Raw genomic sequence first — 17,683 nt, forward strand, 5'->3', positions numbered from 1 at the left:
CCCCGGGTGAGGGTCCGTCAGGCCCAGAGCCGGTCGCCGAGGGTGCCGCCCTCCGGGGCGCCGGGGAGGACGTAGGCGACGGCGGAGGCGTTGTGTTCGAGGAAGGGGTTGAGCGCGTCCCGCTCGGCGAGGCGGTTCTGGACGCGGGTGAACTGGGCGGGATCGCGCATGAAGGCGCAGAACAGCAGGCCGCGGTCGCCGGGGGCGTCGTCGTAGCTGTAGCCGCGGCGCAGCATCCGGGCGCCGCCGTCGAGGCGGGGGCCGGTGAGGCGGACGTGGGCGGTGTTGGGGATGACGTAGGCGCCGTCGGGGTGCTTGGCGTAGAGGTCCGGCTCGTCGCGCTCGGCGGTGCCGGTCAGCGGGGCGCCGTCGCCGATCCGGCGGCCCATGGCGAGGTTCTGCTGCTCCTCGGCGAGGGCCGCGAAAGCGGCGGTGTCCATCCGGATCCGCCGGTAGACCAGGACGGTGGCGTTCTCGTGCGGCCCGGGCGGGCCCCAGACCCACTGGCGGGCCTGGTCCTCGTCGGGGTTGGCGGTGCCGTCCTTGAAGCCGAACAGGTTGCGGGGCGTGGTGCCCGGTGCGGTCGGGGGCAGGAAGCCGGACTGCGCCCAGCGGGGCGTGGCGCCGGCGCCCCGGGCGGCGGCGGTGGCGAGTTCGGCGACGACCGCGAGCGTCCAGGGGTCGGCGGCGCACAGCTGGAGCAGCAGGTCGCCGCCGCTGCGGGCCTCGTCGAGCCGGTCGCCGGGGAACGGCGGCAGCTCGGCGAATCCGGCGGGGACGGCGAGGGCGAGCCGGGCGGCGAGGCCCGGGCCGAGGCCGACCAGCGAGGTGAGCCGGGGGGCGCGTTCGTCGGCGCGCAGCCGCGGGTCGGCGGACGGTCCGGCCGCCGCGGCCAGGGTGCGGGTCCAGGCGGTGAGCAGGGACCGCAGGGCCTCGCGGTCCGCGGGGGTGGCGGCGGCGGGGAGGTCGAAGGCCAGCAGCTTGGTCGCGGGCAGCTGCGGGGCCGTCAGCCCGGCCTGCCGGACGCCGTGGAAGGGTATCGGTGCCTCGGGCCGCGGCGCACCGGTGGTGCCGCGGTCCGCCGCACGGTCCTTGCCCGCGAGATCGGCGACCGTCGCGCCGACACCGGCGGCGAGCGCCGCCCCGGCCGCCAGCAGTGCCCGTCGCCGCCCGACGCCGGACGCGGCGGAGGGGTTCGACGACGTGGCATTTTCCGATCCGGTGGGCATGCGCCCTATTGGAGACGATAGAACACGTGCCATGCAAATCACGTTTCCTGATCGTCAATCATCCCGTCGGACCGCCGTCGCCGCCGTGTCCGCCCTCGCGGTCGTCCTGGCGGCCGCCGGGTGCTCCTCCTCCGGTCCGGCCGCGGAGGACGCCAAGCACCCGGCCGGGAGCGTGGTCCGCGTGCCGGAGGACTTCCCGACCGTCCAGAAGGCGGTGGACGTCGCACGCGAGGGCGACACGGTGCTGATCGGTCCCGGCACCTACCGCGAGAGCGTGCGGGTCGCGAAGCCGAACATCGTGGTGCGCGGCACCGACCGCTCCACGGTGGTGTTCGACGGCGGGATGAAGCTGGTCAACGGCATCACCGCCACCGGCGCCGGCACGGTGGTGGAGAACCTGACCGTGCACGGCTACCTGGCCAACGGCGTGCTGTTCACCGGCGTCACCGACGAGAAGCTCCAGCAGCGCGGCGCGGGCGGCTCGGCGTACGACCCGCTGGACACCCAGCGCTTCCCGCCCGTGGTCGGCTTCCGGGCGACCCGGGTAACGGCCTACAACAACGGCCTGTACGGCATCTACGCCTTCGACGCGCGCGCCGGGGTGATCGAGGAGTCCTACGCCTCCGGGCACGCCGACTCCGGCATCTACGTCGGCCAGTGCAAGCCGTGCCAGACCCTGGTGCGCGGCAACACGGTGGAGCGCAACGCGGTCGGCATCGAGCTGACCAACGCCTCCGACGAGCTGTCGATCCTGGGCAACCGCGCGGCGGGCAACCGGGTGGGCGTGACGGTGAACTCCAACGACCTGGAGGCGCTGGCCCCGCAGCACGCCGCGGTGATCGCGGGCAACGTGGTGGTCGACAACAACGCCGCCGACTCGCCCCAGCAGGCGGACGGCGCCTTCGGCATCGGCATCGGGATCGGCGGCGGCACGGCGAACCGGGTGGAGCGCAACCTGGTCCGGGGCAACCGCGCGGCCGGGGTGATCGTCACCGACCCGGCGGGCCACCCGGCGAGCGGCAACCGGGTCGAGGGCAACCAGGTGGACGGCAACGGCGCCGACCTGGTGCTCGCCTCCGTCGACCCGGGCAACTGCTTCAGCGGCAACCGGCCCGGTACGCAGAACCCGGACGGGCTGGAGGCCGCGGCGGCCTGCGGCGGGCCGGCGCACGGGCCGCTGGCCGCCGGGCGGGCGGCCCCGGTGCAGGCGCCGCCCGGCGTGCCGTTCAGCCAGGTGCCGGCCCCGCCCGCGCAGCCGTCACTGGCCGATCCGGCGGCTCCCGGCCGGCCGGCGACCGGTCTGCCGGGGGCGGTGGACCCGGCGGCGTACGCGTTGCCGACGGACCCCGCCGCGCTGCCGCCGCAGCCGGCGCGGTGACGGGCCGACGGGGGCTGTCCGGGGTGACGGGCCGACGGGGCTGTCCGGGGTGACGGGCCGGCGGGGCTGACGGACCGCTGGGCCGGCCGGGTGCCCGTCAGCCGGTGAGCCAGGGCGCCTCGGGGAGCTTGGCGGTGTCGTCCCGCCCGGCGAACCCGACCGTGGTCGGGGTGCCCAGGCCCGGCATCCGCATCGTCAGCTTCCGCAGCCCGCCGTCGCCGTCGACCCAGTAGGTCAGCGGCGAGCGCTCGCCGTCGGGTGCGGCGCCCTGGGCGCGCGGGCCGGCGAAGCGGTCGTGGTCGCGGCCGTCCAGGCGGTCGCGACCGAGCCAGCGCGCGCCGGACTGGGCGAGCAGCAGCGGGTTGTCGGGCCGGTCGGCGCCGAGCTGGACGATCAGCTGGAGCCCGGCGTCCAGCGGGTCGGCGGTGTAGCTGCGCGGGGACCAGCCCTGCCGGGGGACCCGTTCGGCCTGCTGCCAGGCCGGGCCGTCCGTACCGTCCGGTTCGGGGGCGAGCCCGAGGCCGCCGGCGTCCCAGACGACCAGGCCGTGGTCGAGCGCGCCGCTCGCCCCGGCGACCTGGTAGCGGCCGGTGCCGCGGCGGTCGCGGTAGTCGACGACGCCCTCGACGTGGACGGTGACTCCCCCGCCCTCGGCGGCGTCGAGCGTGACCTTGACCGGGCTGGCCTGGAACAGGTTGAGGCGTGACAGGGCCAGCCGGGCGGCCTCGTCGACGGTCACCGGCCGCTCCCCCGGCTCGTCGGACAGCGTGCGGTACGCGACCAGGCCGCCCACGGCGGTGGCGCACACCGCGAGGGCGATCAGGCTCCTGAGCCAGTACGTCCGGCGACCCGGCCCGGGGGCGGTCCCGGGGGTGGCGGCCTTCGTCTTCGGGGCCATCTTCCGGGCCATGCGGATGCCTTCTCTCGTCGGTCGGTCACAACGGCACGGGCGGGCCCGCGCAACACACGGGCGGGCCCGCGGACCAAGAGGTCCACGGACCCGCCCTGGTGCCTCGGCAGCCACCCCGCCGGGCCGTGTCACGGGCCCGGCGGGAGTGAGCCGTCGGAGGCAGGTTAGCGGTGCTGGGCCCGGCGCCTGCGTGCCATCAGCACGAGCACCGCGCCGAGGACGGTCAGCGTGCCCGCCCCGGCCGCCATCACCGGGATGCCCTCGTTCGCACCGGTGTTGGCCAGGTGCGATCCGGGGGCGGGGGTGGCCGGCGCCGGCGGCGTCGCGGCCGGGGACGGCAGCGTCGGCGCCTGGGTCTGCGTCGGCACCGGCGTCGGGGTGGGAGTCGGCGTCGGCGTCGGCGACTCGGTGGGCGTCGGCGTCGGCGTCGGCGTCGGGGTGGCCGTCGGCGTCGGCGTCGGCTTCAGCTTGTTGACGGCCGTCACCTCGACCCCGGTGGCCAGGTTGTCGGCGTTCAGCACCAGCGGGCCGAACACCGTGGTCTCCGGCGCGGAGTAGCCCTCGGGCGGGCTCACTTCCTGCCAGTAGTACGACCCGGCCACGCCACTGCCCTTGCAGATGCCGTCGGCCCCGGTGGTGCAGGGCTCGCCGACCTTCGCGTCGGGCTTGTCACCGGTGCTCTGCAGCCCGGCGGTCTCGTTGGTCTCCTTCCAGAGCTGGAACGTCGCGCCCGCCAGCGGCTTGCCGTCCTGGTCGTGCTTGACCAGGCGCAGCGCGCCCTCCTGCTGGCGGAACCCGAAGTCGTAGGTGTGGTCGTTCTCGCCCGGACCGCCGGTGGTCAGCGCGCGCTCGGCGTACTGCCCGCCCGCCGGGACGACACCCTTCGAGTTGACGAAGGCGTTGTCGCCGACGTCCGAGTCGGTCGGCACCCACTGGTAAAGGGGGCCGCCCTTGGCGTAGTCGGCGGGGTTGTCGAGCCGGACGGTGTACTTCGTGCGCGGCTTGAGGCCGCCCGTGACGTTGGTGTCGTCGAAGTAGTACTCACCGCGATCGGTCGTCTTCGTGGTGCCGACGAGCTTCCCCGCCTCGTCGTAGAGGTTGACCGTCGCCCCGGGAACCGGCTTCTGGCCCGGGCGCTGGATGCCGCTGCGCTCGGGGTCGTACCAGACGCGGTTGCCGATCTGCAGCGGCGCCTGGTCGCAGAGCACCTCCAGGTCGCCCATCGAGGCGCCCTTGCCGAACGGGTCCGGACCGCCGGGCGGGGTCAGCCGGAACCCGAACTTCGGGTCCTGCTGGCCGTTCCGCTGGAGGAACGAGGTGCCGTAGCCGAGGGCCTCGTGGTTCGGGTCGAACGCGGAGGTCGCGATGGTGTTCTCGACCTTCGAGTCGGCCAGGCCCGCGAAGGCCGTGTTGCGGTGACCGCCCCAGCTGGTGTCGAAGAAGCGGGTTCCCCGGGGGGACTTCCCGCAGCCCTCGTTGGTGTCCATCACGTAGCTGCCGTTGGCGAGGCAGGCCTTGTTCAGGTCACCGCCCGACATCACGGCGGCGTAGGGAACACCGTCCGGCGCGCGGTCGGCGAAGCGGTCGCGGAAGGCCAGCAGCATCGAGCCGTCGGTCTCGAACGCGATCTCGCCCAGCTCGGGTTCGGGCTGGGCGAGCAGGCCGGTGCTGCAGGGGGTGCCGTTCTGCGAGGTCGGCCAGCCGTTGGTCCACGGGAACCAGGCCGCACCGTCGCAGGGGTTGCCCGCTCCGACGGTCGACTGGCGCGGGTAGTCCAGCGGCTGGTTCAGGATCGCCGCCGAGAAGGCGCCGGTGTCCAGGTCGAACGGCAGGACCACGGCGCGCAGGTCGGACGCCTTGCCCGTCGACTCGCCCGAGCAGACGCCACCGAGGAAGCCGGTGCCGTCCTGCAGGCCGAGGCCGAACGGACGCCAGTCCCCGGCCGCCGGGCAGCCCGGGTCCGGGATGGAGTAGACGGCCTTCGGCGTGGCCGCGGTGGCCACCGTGGCGTTGTAGCGGTAGAGCTTGCGGTCGTTCAGGTTGACGACGAAGAGGTCCTTGCCGTCGTCGGTGACCTTGATGCCGCCGAGGCTCTCCTTGCCCGGCACCGCGATGAACCCGTCGTCGGTGCCGGCGCCGTGGGCGGTGGAACCGGCGTTCGGGACCGTGGTGAACAGCGACGTCTGCTTCGACGCCAGGTCCGTCACGTAGATCCCGCCCGCGCCACCGGGACCGTACTCCGTCGCGCGCTTGGCGACCGCCGAGGAGAACACCCGCCGGTCGGCCTTGTTCCACGCGATGCCGTAGAGCGTGCCGGTCTCCGCGTTGGTGGCGATGTTGGTCGCCTTGGCGTCCTTGCCGTCCTGGCCGCGCGCGCTGTACGGGAAGGAGACCAGCGTGCGCTGGGTCCCGCCCTCGCGCGAGGCCGCCTGACAGGTCGTCACCAGCGTGGCGTTCTTCTGACAGTAGTCGCCGGGGTACCAGAGCCCGGTGAGCACCGACGCGTTCTTGCCGCCGGAGACGTCGACGAACTCCTCGTTGCTGCTGAGCTGGTTGGGCTTTCCGCCCAGGCCCTCGCGGGAGGCGAAGGCCGGGTAGAGCGTGCCCGGCTTCGGGTTCACCACCTGGACGCGGTACTTGCCGCCGGTGAGCTTGGTACCCGGCGTCAGCGTGACGGTGCCGTCCGCCGCCGTGGTGCCCTCGATCCCGGCACCGGTGTCGTCGGTGAGGGTCACCTTGACGCCGGCCATCCCGGGCTCCAGCCCGGGCGTCCACACTCCGTCGGTGTCGACGGCGCGGATCACCTGGACCGTCACCGTCCCGTCCGCCGCCTGCGGGAACGCGGCCGGGGCGGCCAGCAGCGAGCACGCCCCGATGCCGAGGAGCAGCGCCGCGGCGCCCCCCACGGTACGGCGTCCGGGCAGGCCCGGCCACCGCCGCTCCGGGCCGCGAACGGCACCGGACTCCTGATCACGTGTCGTTGTCATCCCTGCTCTCATTGTCAGTTGGGCCTTCCGCCCGGACCCCGCGAGGGCATTCGCGTGTGGCTGAAAAGCCGCCATGTTAACGGGAGCTTAAAGGGACATCACTCAAGTTCGCAGGAAAACCAGGAACTTTGACAGCAGATCAGACGTTCCGATGGACTGTGCGCCGTTCGACCGTCAGCACGGGGACAGCACGGCCAGATCGTGGCCGAACCCGGCCAGCACCCGGCCGTCCGTGGTGACGGCCAAGGCGCCGACCGGCTCCGGAAAGGCGAGTTCCCCGCTCACGACCGGGTCGCCCGAGAGGTCCCACACCCGAACGCGGTGTCGGACGGCGAACAGGTCGACGGGCCGGCCGTCGCCGTCCACCAGCGGCGGCGGCCCGGCGGCGGCGCCGAGCAGGCCGAGGAAGCGAGGGTGGACGCCGGAGCCGGTGGCCCAGTCCACCCGCCACCGCGTGTCCGGCGCCCGCGGGAGGGACACGGCGGCGAGGCCGGCGGAGAGCGCCCGGTCGCCGAAGCGGGCCGCGTCCAGCGCCAGGATCTGCCGCCGGGTGGCGGCGTCGGCCGTGCCGTGCGTCTGCGCGGACGCCCGGTACACGGCCGCCGCGAGCCGTGCGGCGGGGCCCGGCTCCGTGGCGAGCCTCGTCGCCACCTCGCCCGGGTCGGCGGTCACCAGGAACTGGTGGATCGTCACCTGTGCCTGTTCATTGACGTGTTCGACGGCCGGGCCGCCGTCCACGGGTTCCCCGGACATGGCCGGGACTGTAGCGGAACCGTCCGACATCGCCATAGCCGGGCACCCGCCCCCGGCACCGGCGGGCGGGCGCTACTCGGCGGACCAGCCGGTCCGCGCCCAGGAGCGCGGATCCCGGCCGAGGGCCCGCCGCAGGGCCGCGCGGAGTCGGCCGGTGGCCGGGCGACCGGCGAGCACGGCCCGGAAGCGGCGGTGGTCGCGGACCGCGCGCAGCACCTCGATGTCGCGGGCGCCCGGCACCGGCGGGGCGGGTTCGGCGTGCCGGGCGGCCCGGTGGCTGTCCAGGAGGTGCTGCTGCAGTGCGTTCATGCGATCACCGTGCCCCCAGGCCGCCCCGGAGGTCCCGTCGATTGACAGTCCTGGTCAAACGACGCGGCAGCGGCTCCGCCCGGTCCGGCACCATGGGGAGGTGAGCGTGACCATAGACATCACCGGACTGCCGCACGAGCGGATCACCTTCTGCCCCTCGCCGCTGGCCGAGCTCGGCAGCGCGCTGCACGCGCTGGCCGAGCCCGCTCACCACGCCCGGCTGCACGCGTGGACGACGGCGACCTCCGCCGCGCTCCGGCCTGAGCTGGCCGACCGGCTACTGGAAGCCGACTTCATGTGGCGTTCGACACGCTCCGACTTCCTGATGCCCACCCGGCCCCGGGAGACACTCGCCGAGGAACTGGACGACCTCGACCGCATGGACGACGAGCGGTTCGTCGGCGCGGCGCTGGAGATCTCCTGCAGCACCAGCCACTATCCCAAGGGCCTGCCGTCACCGCTGGTCGACGCCCGGTCGCGGCGCCGTGCGCTGGACCTGGCGGCGGCGCGCGGCCCACGCCAGGCGGCGTTCGTCGAGCGGATGCTCGCCGAGCCCACCGCCACCCGCGCCTGGATCCGGCGGCTCCTGGAGGACTGCGACCGGGCGTTCTTCGCCGAGACCTGGCGCCGGGTCCGCGTCCAGCTCGCCGCCGACGCCCAGCACAAGACCGAGCTGCTGCGCCGCAAGGGCCTGGCCCAGGCGCTCGCGGCGGCGTCGCCGGCGCTGAGCCTCCAGGAGGACGCGCAGGGCAGCCGGATCGTCGCCGACAAGCTGGTGCACGGGCGCACCGAGGCCCGCGGCCGGGCCGTCACCCTGCTGCCGAGCGTCTTCGGGTGGCCGCACCTTTTCGCCATCTACGCTCCGGGCTGGCAGCCCGTCGTCCAGTACCCGGTGGCCACCGACGAGGTCGGCGGCAGCGAGTCCGTGGAAACGGTCACGCGGCGGCTCGAAGCGCTGACCCATCCGATGCGGATGCGGCTGTGCCGCAACCTCGCGCGCGGCGTGTACTCGACGAGCGAGCTCGCCGACGCGTACGGCATCACCGCCCCGGAGGTCTCCCGTCACCTCGCGGTCCTCAGGAAGGCCGGTCTGCTCGTCACCCAACGCCGGGGCCGCTACGTCCTCCACCAGCTCGACCTCCCGGCCGTCGCCCGGCTCGGCAGCGATTTCCTGGAGTCCGTCCTGCGGTAGCGACGGCCGGTGGCGGGGCGGACCGCGACGTGGACGAACAGCACGGTGCGACCTCGGATGGTTCGTCACCCCTCGGGGGTATGCCGGGAGTTAAACCGCGGCACCCTTGACCGGGCGAATCCTTGCAGTAGTCTCGCCACCCGAACGCCGGGGAATCGGTTTCCCCGGTGTTCAATCGCGCGTTCCCGCTCACGATCCGGATCTACGGCTGGAGTTCAAGGCGATGTCGGCGGCAACCGGGATCAACGCTCGTTTTGCGTACCGTGTCTACCGCGCGCTCCTGCGCACCGAGGACGGCCGAGCGGATCCGGTGGAGCTCGCCCGGGGGCTCGGCGCCTGCCCCGAGGACGTCCGGGAGGCCGTGGACTGGCTGGCCGAGCAGGGGCTCCTCGACCGGGATCCGGACTCGCCGCTCGTCCCGCCGCAGCGGGTGCTCAGACAGCTGGTCGCGGACCAGCGGCAGCGGCTGGCCGAGTTCACCCGCGCCCAGGACCTCATCTCCGACCTGGCCGGCGCCCTGCTGGCCCCGCCGGCCTCCGGGGGCGGCCCGGTCGTCGACCCCGCTCCGACCGTCGAGGTGCTCGATTCGCGGGAGCAACTGCGCTCCAGGCTCTGGGAGTTGCATGCGTCCAGCCGATCGGAGGTGGCGGTGATGCTGCCCAGCGCGGCCGAGCGCGAGCCACTGCAGCCGTCCATCCGCGAGGACGTGGAGCTCCTGCGCCGGGGCATCCACTACCGGCTGGTGGCGCCGGCCTCGGCCCTCGGCAGTCCGGACGTCGTCGAGTACGTCAACGCGCTCCAGGAGGCGGGCGCCGAGGTCCGCACCGCGGAATCGCTGCCGCTGCGGCTGGTCATCGTCGACCAGGAGAAGGTGGTCACCCGCTCGCAGACGGAGGGGGCGCGCCGCAATGTGGTGATCGACGGCGGGCTGCTCGTCCAGCTGTTCACCCGGGTCTTCGAGCACAGCTGGTCGACGGCCGAGCCGTACACCCGGCGGCGCCGGGGCGGCGCTTCGGCGCCGGTGCTCGCGGGCACCCACCTGCTGGTGCTGCGGATGATGGCCGCCGGGACGACCGACAAGGCGATCGCCCGGCACCTCGGGTACTCCGACCGGACGGTGCGGCGGTTCGTCGCCGAGATCCTGCGGGTGCTGGAGACCGACAACCGGCTCACCGCGATGGTGCGGGCCACCCGGCTCGGACTGCTGGAGCACGAGGCGCAGCGGGCACCGGAGGTGGCGGCGCCCTGACCGTGCCGCCCGTGCCCCGCCACCGGCGGCCACGGCGGCCTACAGCAGGCCGCGTTCGGAGGCGATCCGGGCGGCGTCGAAGCGGTTGCGGCCGTCGAGCTTGCGCATGGCGCCCGAGGTGAGGTTGCGGACCGTGCCGGCGGCGAGGTAGAGCTCGCGGGCCACCTCCTTCACCGAGGCGCCGGTCGCGGTCAGCCGCAGGATCTCGCGTTCGCGCTCGCTCAGCACCTGTTCGGCGAACGGCGCCGGCACGGCCGGGGGGACGGCGGGCTCGGGCTCCCCGGCCGCCGGCCCTCCGAGGCCCGGTGCCCCGAGGCCCGGTCTCGCTCCGCCCGGTCTCCCGGCGCCCGGCGGTCTGCCGACGGCGGCGGCGTCCCGGATGGCGTCGACCAGGCGCGGGATCTTCGTCTGCTTGGGGACGACCCCGAGCACGCCCGCCGACACCGCGCGGTCCACCAGTGTCCGGGTGGGCCTGGCCGTCATGATGACGACCCGGCAGTCGGGCAGCCGTCGGCCCAGCTCCCGCACCAGGCGGAAGCCGCCCTGCGCGGTGCCCATGCCCAGCACGGCCACGTCCGGCCGTCGGCGCACCGCGACCGGGACGATCATCGAACTGCGGCTCACCGCGCCCACGACCTCGAAGTCCTTGACGCCGGAGAGCACCTCGGCGATCGCGTCCAGGGGCAGCAGCTGCTCGTCGGCTACCAACACACGAATGGTCATCACTAGGTCTCCCCCGAGGATCCCGTGAACGGAACTCATGGTGATCGTTTCGGTCGCAGGCCCAGTCTGTGGCCGCCCGAGCGGCCCCGTCGACGGCTTCCGGCGTCCGCTTGCGGACATGTCCGCGCCAGGACCGCCGGGACCGCCGGCAGCGGCGGGACCTGCGTGGTCGGTGGGTCTACGCGTGTCATGCGGTGACCCCTCAACCTATCCCCGCTCCGGGGGCCGACCCGACGCCCTGGCACAGGGACGTGACAAGTGTCAGTAAAAGCAGGTCAAAGCCTTGTCGCCGGTCACCGGCCAGGACCACGATGCGCACTGGTGATCGACTGCCGCTCGGGGCCCGTCCGCCCCGGGCGGCCCACCCGTACCCGTCTGTCCCGCCGTCCCCGTCCGCCGTTCCGACAGCCGCCTGCCCCGACACCCTCCACCGTCCGCGCGCCGCCGGAAGGCCCCGACCCCCGCCCGCGCCGGACGTTCCCCGCCCTCCCGTGCGCCCCCGCGCGCCCCGGCCCCGTGCCGGACCACGACCGAAGCCCGCTCACCACGGATGCCAGAGGAAGAGGACATGCACACAGACCCTGTGGTCCAGGACCCGACGCAGGCCCTGGCCGTCGTCGGCATGGCGGGACGGTTCCCCGACGCCCCCGACGTCGAGAGCTTCTGGCGGCTGCTGACGGACCGGCACGATGCCATCCGTCCCGTGCCCGCCACCCGGTGGGACGCCACCGCCCAGCTCGACCCGCAGCGCGAGGTCCAGGCCGTCGGCGGATTCCTCGACGACGTCGAGCAGTTCGACGCCACCTTCTTCGGCATCTCCCCGCGCGAGGCCGAGATGCTCGACCCCCAGCAGCGGCTGATGCTGGAGGCCGCCTGGCGGGCCCTGGAGGACGCCGGCACGCCGGCCCGGGCGCTGGCCGGCACCCGCACCGGCGTCTTCGTCGGCGCCGGCTGGCACGACTACGAGCACGTCGGACGCAAGAGCGGCAGCGGCGTCACCCAGCACACCGCGCCCGGCTACGCGCTGGACATGATCGCCGCCCGGGTCTCCTACTTCCTCGGCCTCACCGGCCCCAGCCTGGTCGTCGAGACCGGCTGCTCCTCCGCGCTGGTGGCCGCCCACCTCGCCGCCCAGGCGCTGCGCGCCGGCGAGGTCGACGCGGCGATCATCGGCGGCGTCGCCCTGATGCTCGACCCGACCGCCTCGATCGGCCTCACCCACTTCGGCGGCCTGTCCCCCGACGGCCGCTGCAAGGCCTTCGGCGCCGGGGCCAACGGCTTCGTGCGCGGCGAGGGCGTCGGCGCGCTGTACGTGAAGACCGTCGCCCGCGCGCTCGCGGACGGCGACCGGATCCACGGCGTCATCGCCGGCACGGCGGTGAACAACGACGGCGGCGGGCAGAGCGTCGTGGCGCCCAGTCCGCTGGGCCAGGAGCGGCTGCTGCGCGACTCCTACCGGCACTGGGGCATCCCGGCCGACCGGGTCGCCTACCTGGAGGCGCACGGCACCGGCACCGCCGTCGGCGACCCGATCGAGGCCGGCGCGGTCGGCCGGGTCCTCGGGCAGGCCCGCAGCGCGGACGCGGGCCCGCTGCCGATCGGCTCGGTGAAGACCAACATCGGCCACCTGGAGGCCGCCGCCGGCATCCCCGGGCTGTTCAAGGCGCTGCTGTCGCTGCGCCACGGGGTGGTGCCGCCGAGCCTGCACTCCGCCGAGCTCAACCCGGACATCGCCTTCGACGAGCTGAACCTGACGGTGGTGCGCGAGCCGCTGCCGCTGCCCGCCGACGAGCAGGTCTTCCTCGGGGTCAGCAGCTTCGGCTGGGGCGGCACCAACGCGCACGTGGTGCTGACCGGGGCGCCGCGGACCACCGCCGCCCCGGCCCCCGCCGGGGAGGACGGCGCGGTGCTGCTGCCGGTGTCGGCGCACAACGAGCAGGCGTTCGCCCAGCGCGCCCGCGAGCTGGGCGAGCTGCTGGCCTCCGGCACCGCCGCGCTCCCGGCGCTGGCCGGCTCGCTGGCCTGGCAGCGCGACCAGTTCCCGGTCCGCGCGGCCGTCACCGCCGGCGGCGCCGCCGAGGCGGCCGAGCGGCTGGAGCGACTGGCCGCCGACCCCGGCGCCACCGACGCCGGGGTGGTCACCGGACGCGCCGCGCCGCGCGGCCGCACCGCGTTCGTCTTCCCCGGCCAGGGCTCCCAGTGGCACGCCATGGGCCGCGAACTCCTGGCCTCGGACCCGGTGTTCGCCGCCGTGATCCGCCGCTGCGCGCGGGCCCTGGAGCCGTACACCGACTGGGACCTGGTGGAGGTCGTCTCCGGCGAGGCCGGCGAGGAGTGGCTGTCGCGGATCGACATGCTGCAGCCGACCCTGTGGGCGGTCTCGCTGGGCCTGTGCGAGGTGTGGCGGGCAGCCGGCGTGGAGCCGGACGTGGTGGTCGGCCACAGCCAGGGCGAGGTCACCGCGGCCACCGCGGCGGGCATCCTCTCCTACGAGGACGGCGCGATGGTGGTCGCCCGGCGCAGCGCCATCGCCCGGCGCACCTCGGGCAAGGGCCGGATGCTGGCGGTGGACCTCTCGCTGGACGCCACGAAGGCGGCGCTGTCAGGTTTCGAGGAGGGCGTGTCGCTGGCCGTGAACAACGGCCCGAACAGCTGCGTGCTCTCCGGGGACACCGAACTGGTGCTGGCGCTCAAGGAGTTGCTGGAGGCCGAGGGCACCTTCTGCCGCCTGGTCAACGTCGACTACGCCTCGCACAGCCCGCAGATGGACGAGCTGGAGGACGACCTGCTGACCGCCCTGCGGTCGGTGCGCCCGGGCCGCGGCGCCGTCGAGCTGATGTCGACGGTGCGGGTGACCCCGCTGGAGGGGCCCGAGCTGGACGCCCGGTACTGGGTGGACAACCTGCGCCGCCCGGTGATGTTCGCCGACGCGATGGAGCGGCTGTTCGACAACGGCGTCACCCATGTGGTGGAGATCAGCCCGCACCCGGTGCTCACCCCGGCGCTGGAGCAGCTGGCGGCGCAGCGGCCGGTCCCGCCGCAGGTGCTGTCGACGCTGCGGCGCGACCAGGGCTCGCCGGGCACGGTGCGCGAGTCGATGGCCAGGGCGTACGTGAGCGGCCTGGAGCCGTTCGGTTCCCTGCCCCGGGACGCCTGGGCGCCGGTGCCGCCGTACCCGTGGCAGCGGACCGCCCACTGGGTGGAGCCGCCCCGGCGGCGGACCGCGGGCGGCGCCGGCGAGGCGCTGCGGCTCATGCCGTCGGTGACCGAGCAGGGCGCGTGGACGGGGACGCTGGAGCTGGCCCCGGCCGACCTGCCCTGGGTGCGCGACCACAAGGTGTACGACGCGGTGGTGCTGCCCGGCACCGCGATGCTGGAGCTGGCGCTGCGCACGGCGCTGACCCGGACCGGCGGGGCGCACCGCACGCTCGCCGACGTCGGCCTGCACAGCCATCTGACGCTCACCGAGGAGCCGGTGACGGTGGCGCTGGGCTGGCGGGACGACGTGACCGGCGGGGGCAGCTTCACGCTCTCCTCGCTGGAGCCGGGCGCCCAGGGCTGGGTGCGGCACGCCTCGGCCCGGGTGCTGACGGAGGACACCGCGGCCGCGCTGCCGTCCTTCCCCGAGCGGCTGCTGGACCTGGAGGCGGCCCCGGCCGAGGGGTTCTACGCGGACAACGCGGCGCGCGGTCTGAACTACGGGCCGGCGTTCCAGGGCGTGCTGGGTCTGCGCGGGGAGGCGGCGCAGTGCCTGGCCGAGGTGCGGCTGCCGGAGGGCCTGCTGGTCGGCGGCTACCCGCACCGGCTGCACCCGGCGCTGTGGGACGCGGCGCTGCAGGCGTCGATCCCGCTGTTCCCCGGTGAGGAGGCGGCGGTGCCGGTCGGGGTGAACCGGATCCATCTGCACCAGGACCTGGCGGAGCCGGTCACCGCGCTGTGGTCGCACGCGGTGCGCCGGGACGGCGGCGAGCTGGTCGACCTGTTCCTGTTCGACGCCGGGCGGCGGCCGCTGCTGAGCCTGCTGGGGCTGCGGATGCAGGCCCTGGCGGCCTCGGCGGACCCGGGCGCGGCGGACGCCGAGCGGATCCACCGGATGGAGTTCCGGCCGCTGGCCCGCCCCGGAGCCGAGGCCGAGGGGAGCGCCGGGACCGGGGGGAGCACCGGGGCCGCCGACGGCCGGTGGGCGGTGTGCGCGGCGGACGCGGTGGGCGGCACGGCCGCCTGGGCGCGGGCCGGTGCGCTGGCCGAGGCGCTGGGCGCGCTGGGCGCCACCGCGCTGGCCCAGGTGGCCGACGGCGCGGCGGCCGAGCGCGACGAGGTCTGGGCGGAGCGGCTGGCCTCGGTCGAGGGGCTGACCGGCGTGGTCTTCGTGGCGCCGGACGCGGACGCCGGTCCGGCCGCGCAGCGCGCGGGCCTGCTGGCACTGGCCGCGCTGGTGCGGGCCTGCGCGACCCGCCCGCTGGTGCCCCGGCTGGCCGTGGTGACCGCGGACGCCCAGCTGCCGCCGTCGGCGGACGACGCGGGCGACCCGGCCGGCACGGGCGGCGCGGGCGACCCGGGGGCGGCCCTGTACTGGGGCTTCGTACGGGTGCTGCGCGGCGAGCACCCCGAGCTGCGGCCGGTGCTGGTGGACGTGGCGGGCGCGGACGCCGCCTGGGCGGTGCGGTGCGCCGCCGAACTGGCCGCCGAGGACGGCGCGGACCAGGTGGTGCTGCGCGGCGGCGACCGGCTGGTCGGCCGGCTGGTGCGCGGCGCGGCCGCGCCGTCGGACCGGCCCGCTCCGCACACCTCCGCGCGGCAGTCGTTCCGGCTCGCCCCGGACCGTCAGGGCACCTGGGACGGCCTGGCGTTCCGCCCGCTGGAGCGGCGCGCGCCGGGCGCCGGGGAGATCGAGATCGTGGTCTGCGCGGCGGCGCTGAACTTCATCGACGTGATGAAGGTGATGGGCACCTACCCCGACCCCTCGGCCGACGCCCGGCTGCTGGGCCTGGACGGCGTGGGCGTGGTCACCAGGACCGGCGAGGGCGTCGAGCGCTTCGCCCCCGGCGACCGGGTGGTGGCCTGCACCAGCGGCGGTTCGCTGGCCACCCACTGGACGGTGCTCGCCGACCACGCGCAGCCCGTCCCGCAGGGGATGGCCGACGAGGAGGCGGCGGCGTTCCCGGCAGTGACCATCACCGCCTGGTACGGGCTGCGGCACCTGGCCGCGCTGGCGCCCGGCGAGACGGTGCTGATCCACTCGGCGGCCGGCGGCCTGGGACTGGCGGCCATCGAGGTGGCCCGGCTGCTCGGCGCCGAGGTGCTGGCCACCGCGGGCACCGAGGAGAAGCGCGCCCATCTGCGCGCGCTGGGCGTGCGGCACGTGTTCGACTCCCGGGACCTCGTCTGGGCGGAGCAGGTGCGCGCGGCGACCGGGGGACGCGGCGTGGACGTCGTCCTCAATTCGCTGACCGGTGCGGCGATCCCGCTGGGCCTGGAGGTGCTGGCCGAGGGCGGCCGGTTCGTGGAGGTCGGCAAGGCGGACATCTACGGCGGGCGCACGCTGGGCCTGGAGGCCTTCCGCAAGGGCATCAGCCTGGCCTCGCTGGACCTCGCGGCGGTGATCGCCCGCCGCCCGGCCCTGTTCACCCGGCTGTTCGCCGAGGTGTGGGAGCAGGTCGAGGCGGGCGGGCTGCTGCCGCTGCCGGTGCTGCGGTACCCGTTCGAGCGGGCCGCCGAGGCGATGCGGGAGATGGCGCGCGGCCGGCACATCGGCAAGTTCGTGCTGTCCGACCCGTCGACGGTCTCCTCGGTGGTCCCGGAGCCGCTGCGCGACGGCCGGTTCCGGGGTGACGGCAGCTACCTGATCACCGGTGGCCTCGGGGCGCTCGGCCTGTCGCTGGCGGAGTTCATGGCCGAGCGGGGCGCGGGCCGGCTGGCGCTGGTCGGGCGGTCGGCGCCGCGCGAGGACGCGGTGGCCCGGATCGAGGCGCTGCGGGCGCGCGGCGTGCTGGTGGAGACCTTCGCGGCGGACGTCGCCGACCCGGAGGCGGTGCGCCGGGTGCGCGAGCAGCTGCCGCCGCTGCGCGGTGTGGTGCACGCGGCCGGTCTGCTGGACGACGCGACGGTGCTCAATCTGACGCCGGAGCAGCTGCACCGGGTGCTGGCGCCCAAGGTGGACGGCGCGGTCAACCTGGACGCGGTGACCGAGGGCGACCCGCTGGACTTCTTCCTGCTGTTCTCCTCGGCGGCGGCGCTGTTCGGCAACGCCGGGCAGGCGGCCTACGCGGCGGGCAACGCCTTCATGGACGCGCTGGCGGTGGACCGGCGCCGGCGCGGGCAACCGGCGCTGAGCGTGCAGTGGGGGCCGTTCAGCGACGTCGGCCTGGCCGCCGCCGAGGACAACCGCGGCGCCAGGCTTGCGGAGCGCGGCATGGCCGGCTTCTCCACCGAGGAGGCGTGGCGGGCCCTGGAGGGCTTCCTCGCCGGGGACGAGCCGGTGGTCGCCTATGTGCCGATCGACCTGCGGCAGTACCTGGAGGCGTACCCCGACGCGGTGACGCTGGAGAGCTGGAGCGCGCTGCGCGAGCTGGCCCGGCACGGGGGCGGCGGCAGCAGCGCGGGCGCGGCCTTCCTCGCCGAGCTGCGGGCGGCGCCCGAGGAGCGGTGGCCGGAGCTGCTGGAGACCAAGGTGCAGGAGCTGGCCGGGCGGGTGCTGCGGCTGGACGCCGGGGCGATCGACCGGGACACGCCGTTCAAGTCGCTCGGGCTGGACTCGCTGATGGGCCTGGAGCTGCGCAACCGGCTGGAGGCGGCGTTCGGGCTGCGGCTGTCGCCGACCCTGCTGTGGACGTACGGCACGCCCCGGGCGCTGTCGGCCGTGCTGGCGGAGCGGCTGCTGGGCGAGAGCGCGGGCGACCCGGCGGACGGGCCCGCCGGGCAGGTCGCGGCCACGGACGGCGAGGGCTGAGCGC

At 75.2% G+C, this 17,683-nt stretch carries 10 protein-coding genes; 4 read left to right on the plus strand and 6 right to left on the minus strand.

The annotated features are described in order from the left end of the window. Window positions 1-17: 17 nt before the first annotated feature. Window positions 18-1,229 carry a Dyp-type peroxidase gene (locus ACFVVU_RS10060; RefSeq protein ID WP_387789066.1) on the minus strand — a complete coding sequence of 404 codons (1,212 nt, stop codon included), beginning with the start codon at window positions 1,227-1,229 and terminating at the stop codon, window positions 18-20. An 85-nt stretch (window positions 1,230-1,314) separates the two neighbouring features. Between ACFVVU_RS10060 and ACFVVU_RS10065 the strand changes: the two genes are divergently transcribed. Beyond that, window positions 1,315-2,607, plus strand: a complete 1,293-nt coding sequence (locus ACFVVU_RS10065) for a right-handed parallel beta-helix repeat-containing protein (protein WP_380682344.1) — start codon at window positions 1,315-1,317, stop codon at window positions 2,605-2,607. Between the two features lie 97 nt (window positions 2,608-2,704). On the opposite strand, the gene ACFVVU_RS10070 is transcribed toward ACFVVU_RS10065, so the two are convergent. The 4 genes from ACFVVU_RS10070 to ACFVVU_RS10085 all read right to left on the minus strand — a co-directional run bounded on the left by ACFVVU_RS10070 (window position 2,705) and on the right by ACFVVU_RS10085 (window position 7,566). Further along, window positions 2,705-3,517, minus strand: a complete 813-nt coding sequence (locus ACFVVU_RS10070) for a hypothetical protein (RefSeq protein ID WP_387789068.1) — start codon at window positions 3,515-3,517, stop codon at window positions 2,705-2,707. 164 nt (window positions 3,518-3,681) lie between these two features. Continuing rightward, window positions 3,682-6,504, minus strand: coding sequence for an SdrD B-like domain-containing protein (locus tag ACFVVU_RS10075; protein WP_387789069.1), 2,823 nt, complete (start codon window positions 6,502-6,504; stop codon window positions 3,682-3,684). Between the two features lie 174 nt (window positions 6,505-6,678). Continuing rightward, complete coding sequence (locus ACFVVU_RS10080; RefSeq protein WP_387789071.1) at window positions 6,679-7,257, minus strand: hypothetical protein; 579 nt, start codon at window positions 7,255-7,257, stop codon at window positions 6,679-6,681. A 72-nt stretch (window positions 7,258-7,329) separates the two neighbouring features. After that, window positions 7,330-7,566 carry a hypothetical protein gene (locus tag ACFVVU_RS10085; protein ID WP_387789073.1) on the minus strand — a complete coding sequence of 79 codons (237 nt, stop codon included), beginning with the start codon at window positions 7,564-7,566 and terminating at the stop codon, window positions 7,330-7,332. A gap of 100 nt (window positions 7,567-7,666) precedes the next feature. Here ACFVVU_RS10085 and ACFVVU_RS10090 point away from each other — a divergent pair, with 100 nt between their 5' ends. Together ACFVVU_RS10090 and ACFVVU_RS10095 are read left to right on the plus strand one after the other, a co-directional pair. Continuing rightward, window positions 7,667-8,758: a DUF5937 family protein gene (locus ACFVVU_RS10090; protein ID WP_380682701.1), complete on the plus strand. Its 1,092-nt coding sequence runs from the start codon at window positions 7,667-7,669 to the stop codon at window positions 8,756-8,758. 223 nt (window positions 8,759-8,981) lie between these two features. Continuing rightward, the gene (locus tag ACFVVU_RS10095; protein ID WP_387789075.1) at window positions 8,982-10,007 is read left to right on the plus strand and encodes a LuxR C-terminal-related transcriptional regulator; all 1,026 of its coding nucleotides are present in this window, start codon (window positions 8,982-8,984) and stop codon (window positions 10,005-10,007) included. A gap of 39 nt (window positions 10,008-10,046) precedes the next feature. Here ACFVVU_RS10095 and ACFVVU_RS10100 read toward each other — a convergent pair whose 3' ends face one another. Beyond that, window positions 10,047-10,730 (minus strand): DNA-binding response regulator, encoded by a 684-nt coding sequence (locus tag ACFVVU_RS10100; RefSeq protein WP_387789077.1) that lies wholly within the window; start codon window positions 10,728-10,730, stop codon window positions 10,047-10,049. A 568-nt stretch (window positions 10,731-11,298) separates the two neighbouring features. Between ACFVVU_RS10100 and ACFVVU_RS10105 the strand changes: the two genes are divergently transcribed. Next, window positions 11,299-17,679 carry an SDR family NAD(P)-dependent oxidoreductase gene (locus tag ACFVVU_RS10105; RefSeq protein ID WP_387789079.1) on the plus strand — a complete coding sequence of 2,127 codons (6,381 nt, stop codon included), beginning with the start codon at window positions 11,299-11,301 and terminating at the stop codon, window positions 17,677-17,679. Window positions 17,680-17,683 lie beyond the last annotated feature (4 nt).

It is taken from the genome of Kitasatospora sp. NPDC057965, assembly GCF_042887135.1.
GTDB lineage: Bacteria > Actinomycetota > Actinomycetes > Streptomycetales > Streptomycetaceae > Kitasatospora.

Coding starts and splice junctions, on each gene's coding strand:
- ACFVVU_RS10060 (WP_387789066.1), bottom strand. CDS start 1,229: ATGCCCACCGGATCGGAAAATGCCACGTCGTCGAACCCCTCCGCCGCG.
- ACFVVU_RS10070 (WP_387789068.1), bottom strand. CDS start 3,517: ATGGCCCGGAAGATGGCCCCGAAGACGAAGGCCGCCACCCCCGGGACC.
- ACFVVU_RS10075 (WP_387789069.1), bottom strand. CDS start 6,504: ATGACAACGACACGTGATCAGGAGTCCGGTGCCGTTCGCGGCCCGGAG.
- ACFVVU_RS10080 (WP_387789071.1), bottom strand. CDS start 7,257: ATGTCCGGGGAACCCGTGGACGGCGGCCCGGCCGTCGAACACGTCAAT.
- ACFVVU_RS10085 (WP_387789073.1), bottom strand. CDS start 7,566: ATGAACGCACTGCAGCAGCACCTCCTGGACAGCCACCGGGCCGCCCGG.
- ACFVVU_RS10095 (WP_387789075.1), top strand. CDS start 8,982: ATGTCGGCGGCAACCGGGATCAACGCTCGTTTTGCGTACCGTGTCTAC.
- ACFVVU_RS10100 (WP_387789077.1), bottom strand. CDS start 10,730: ATGACCATTCGTGTGTTGGTAGCCGACGAGCAGCTGCTGCCCCTGGAC.
- ACFVVU_RS10105 (WP_387789079.1), top strand. CDS start 11,299: ATGCACACAGACCCTGTGGTCCAGGACCCGACGCAGGCCCTGGCCGTC.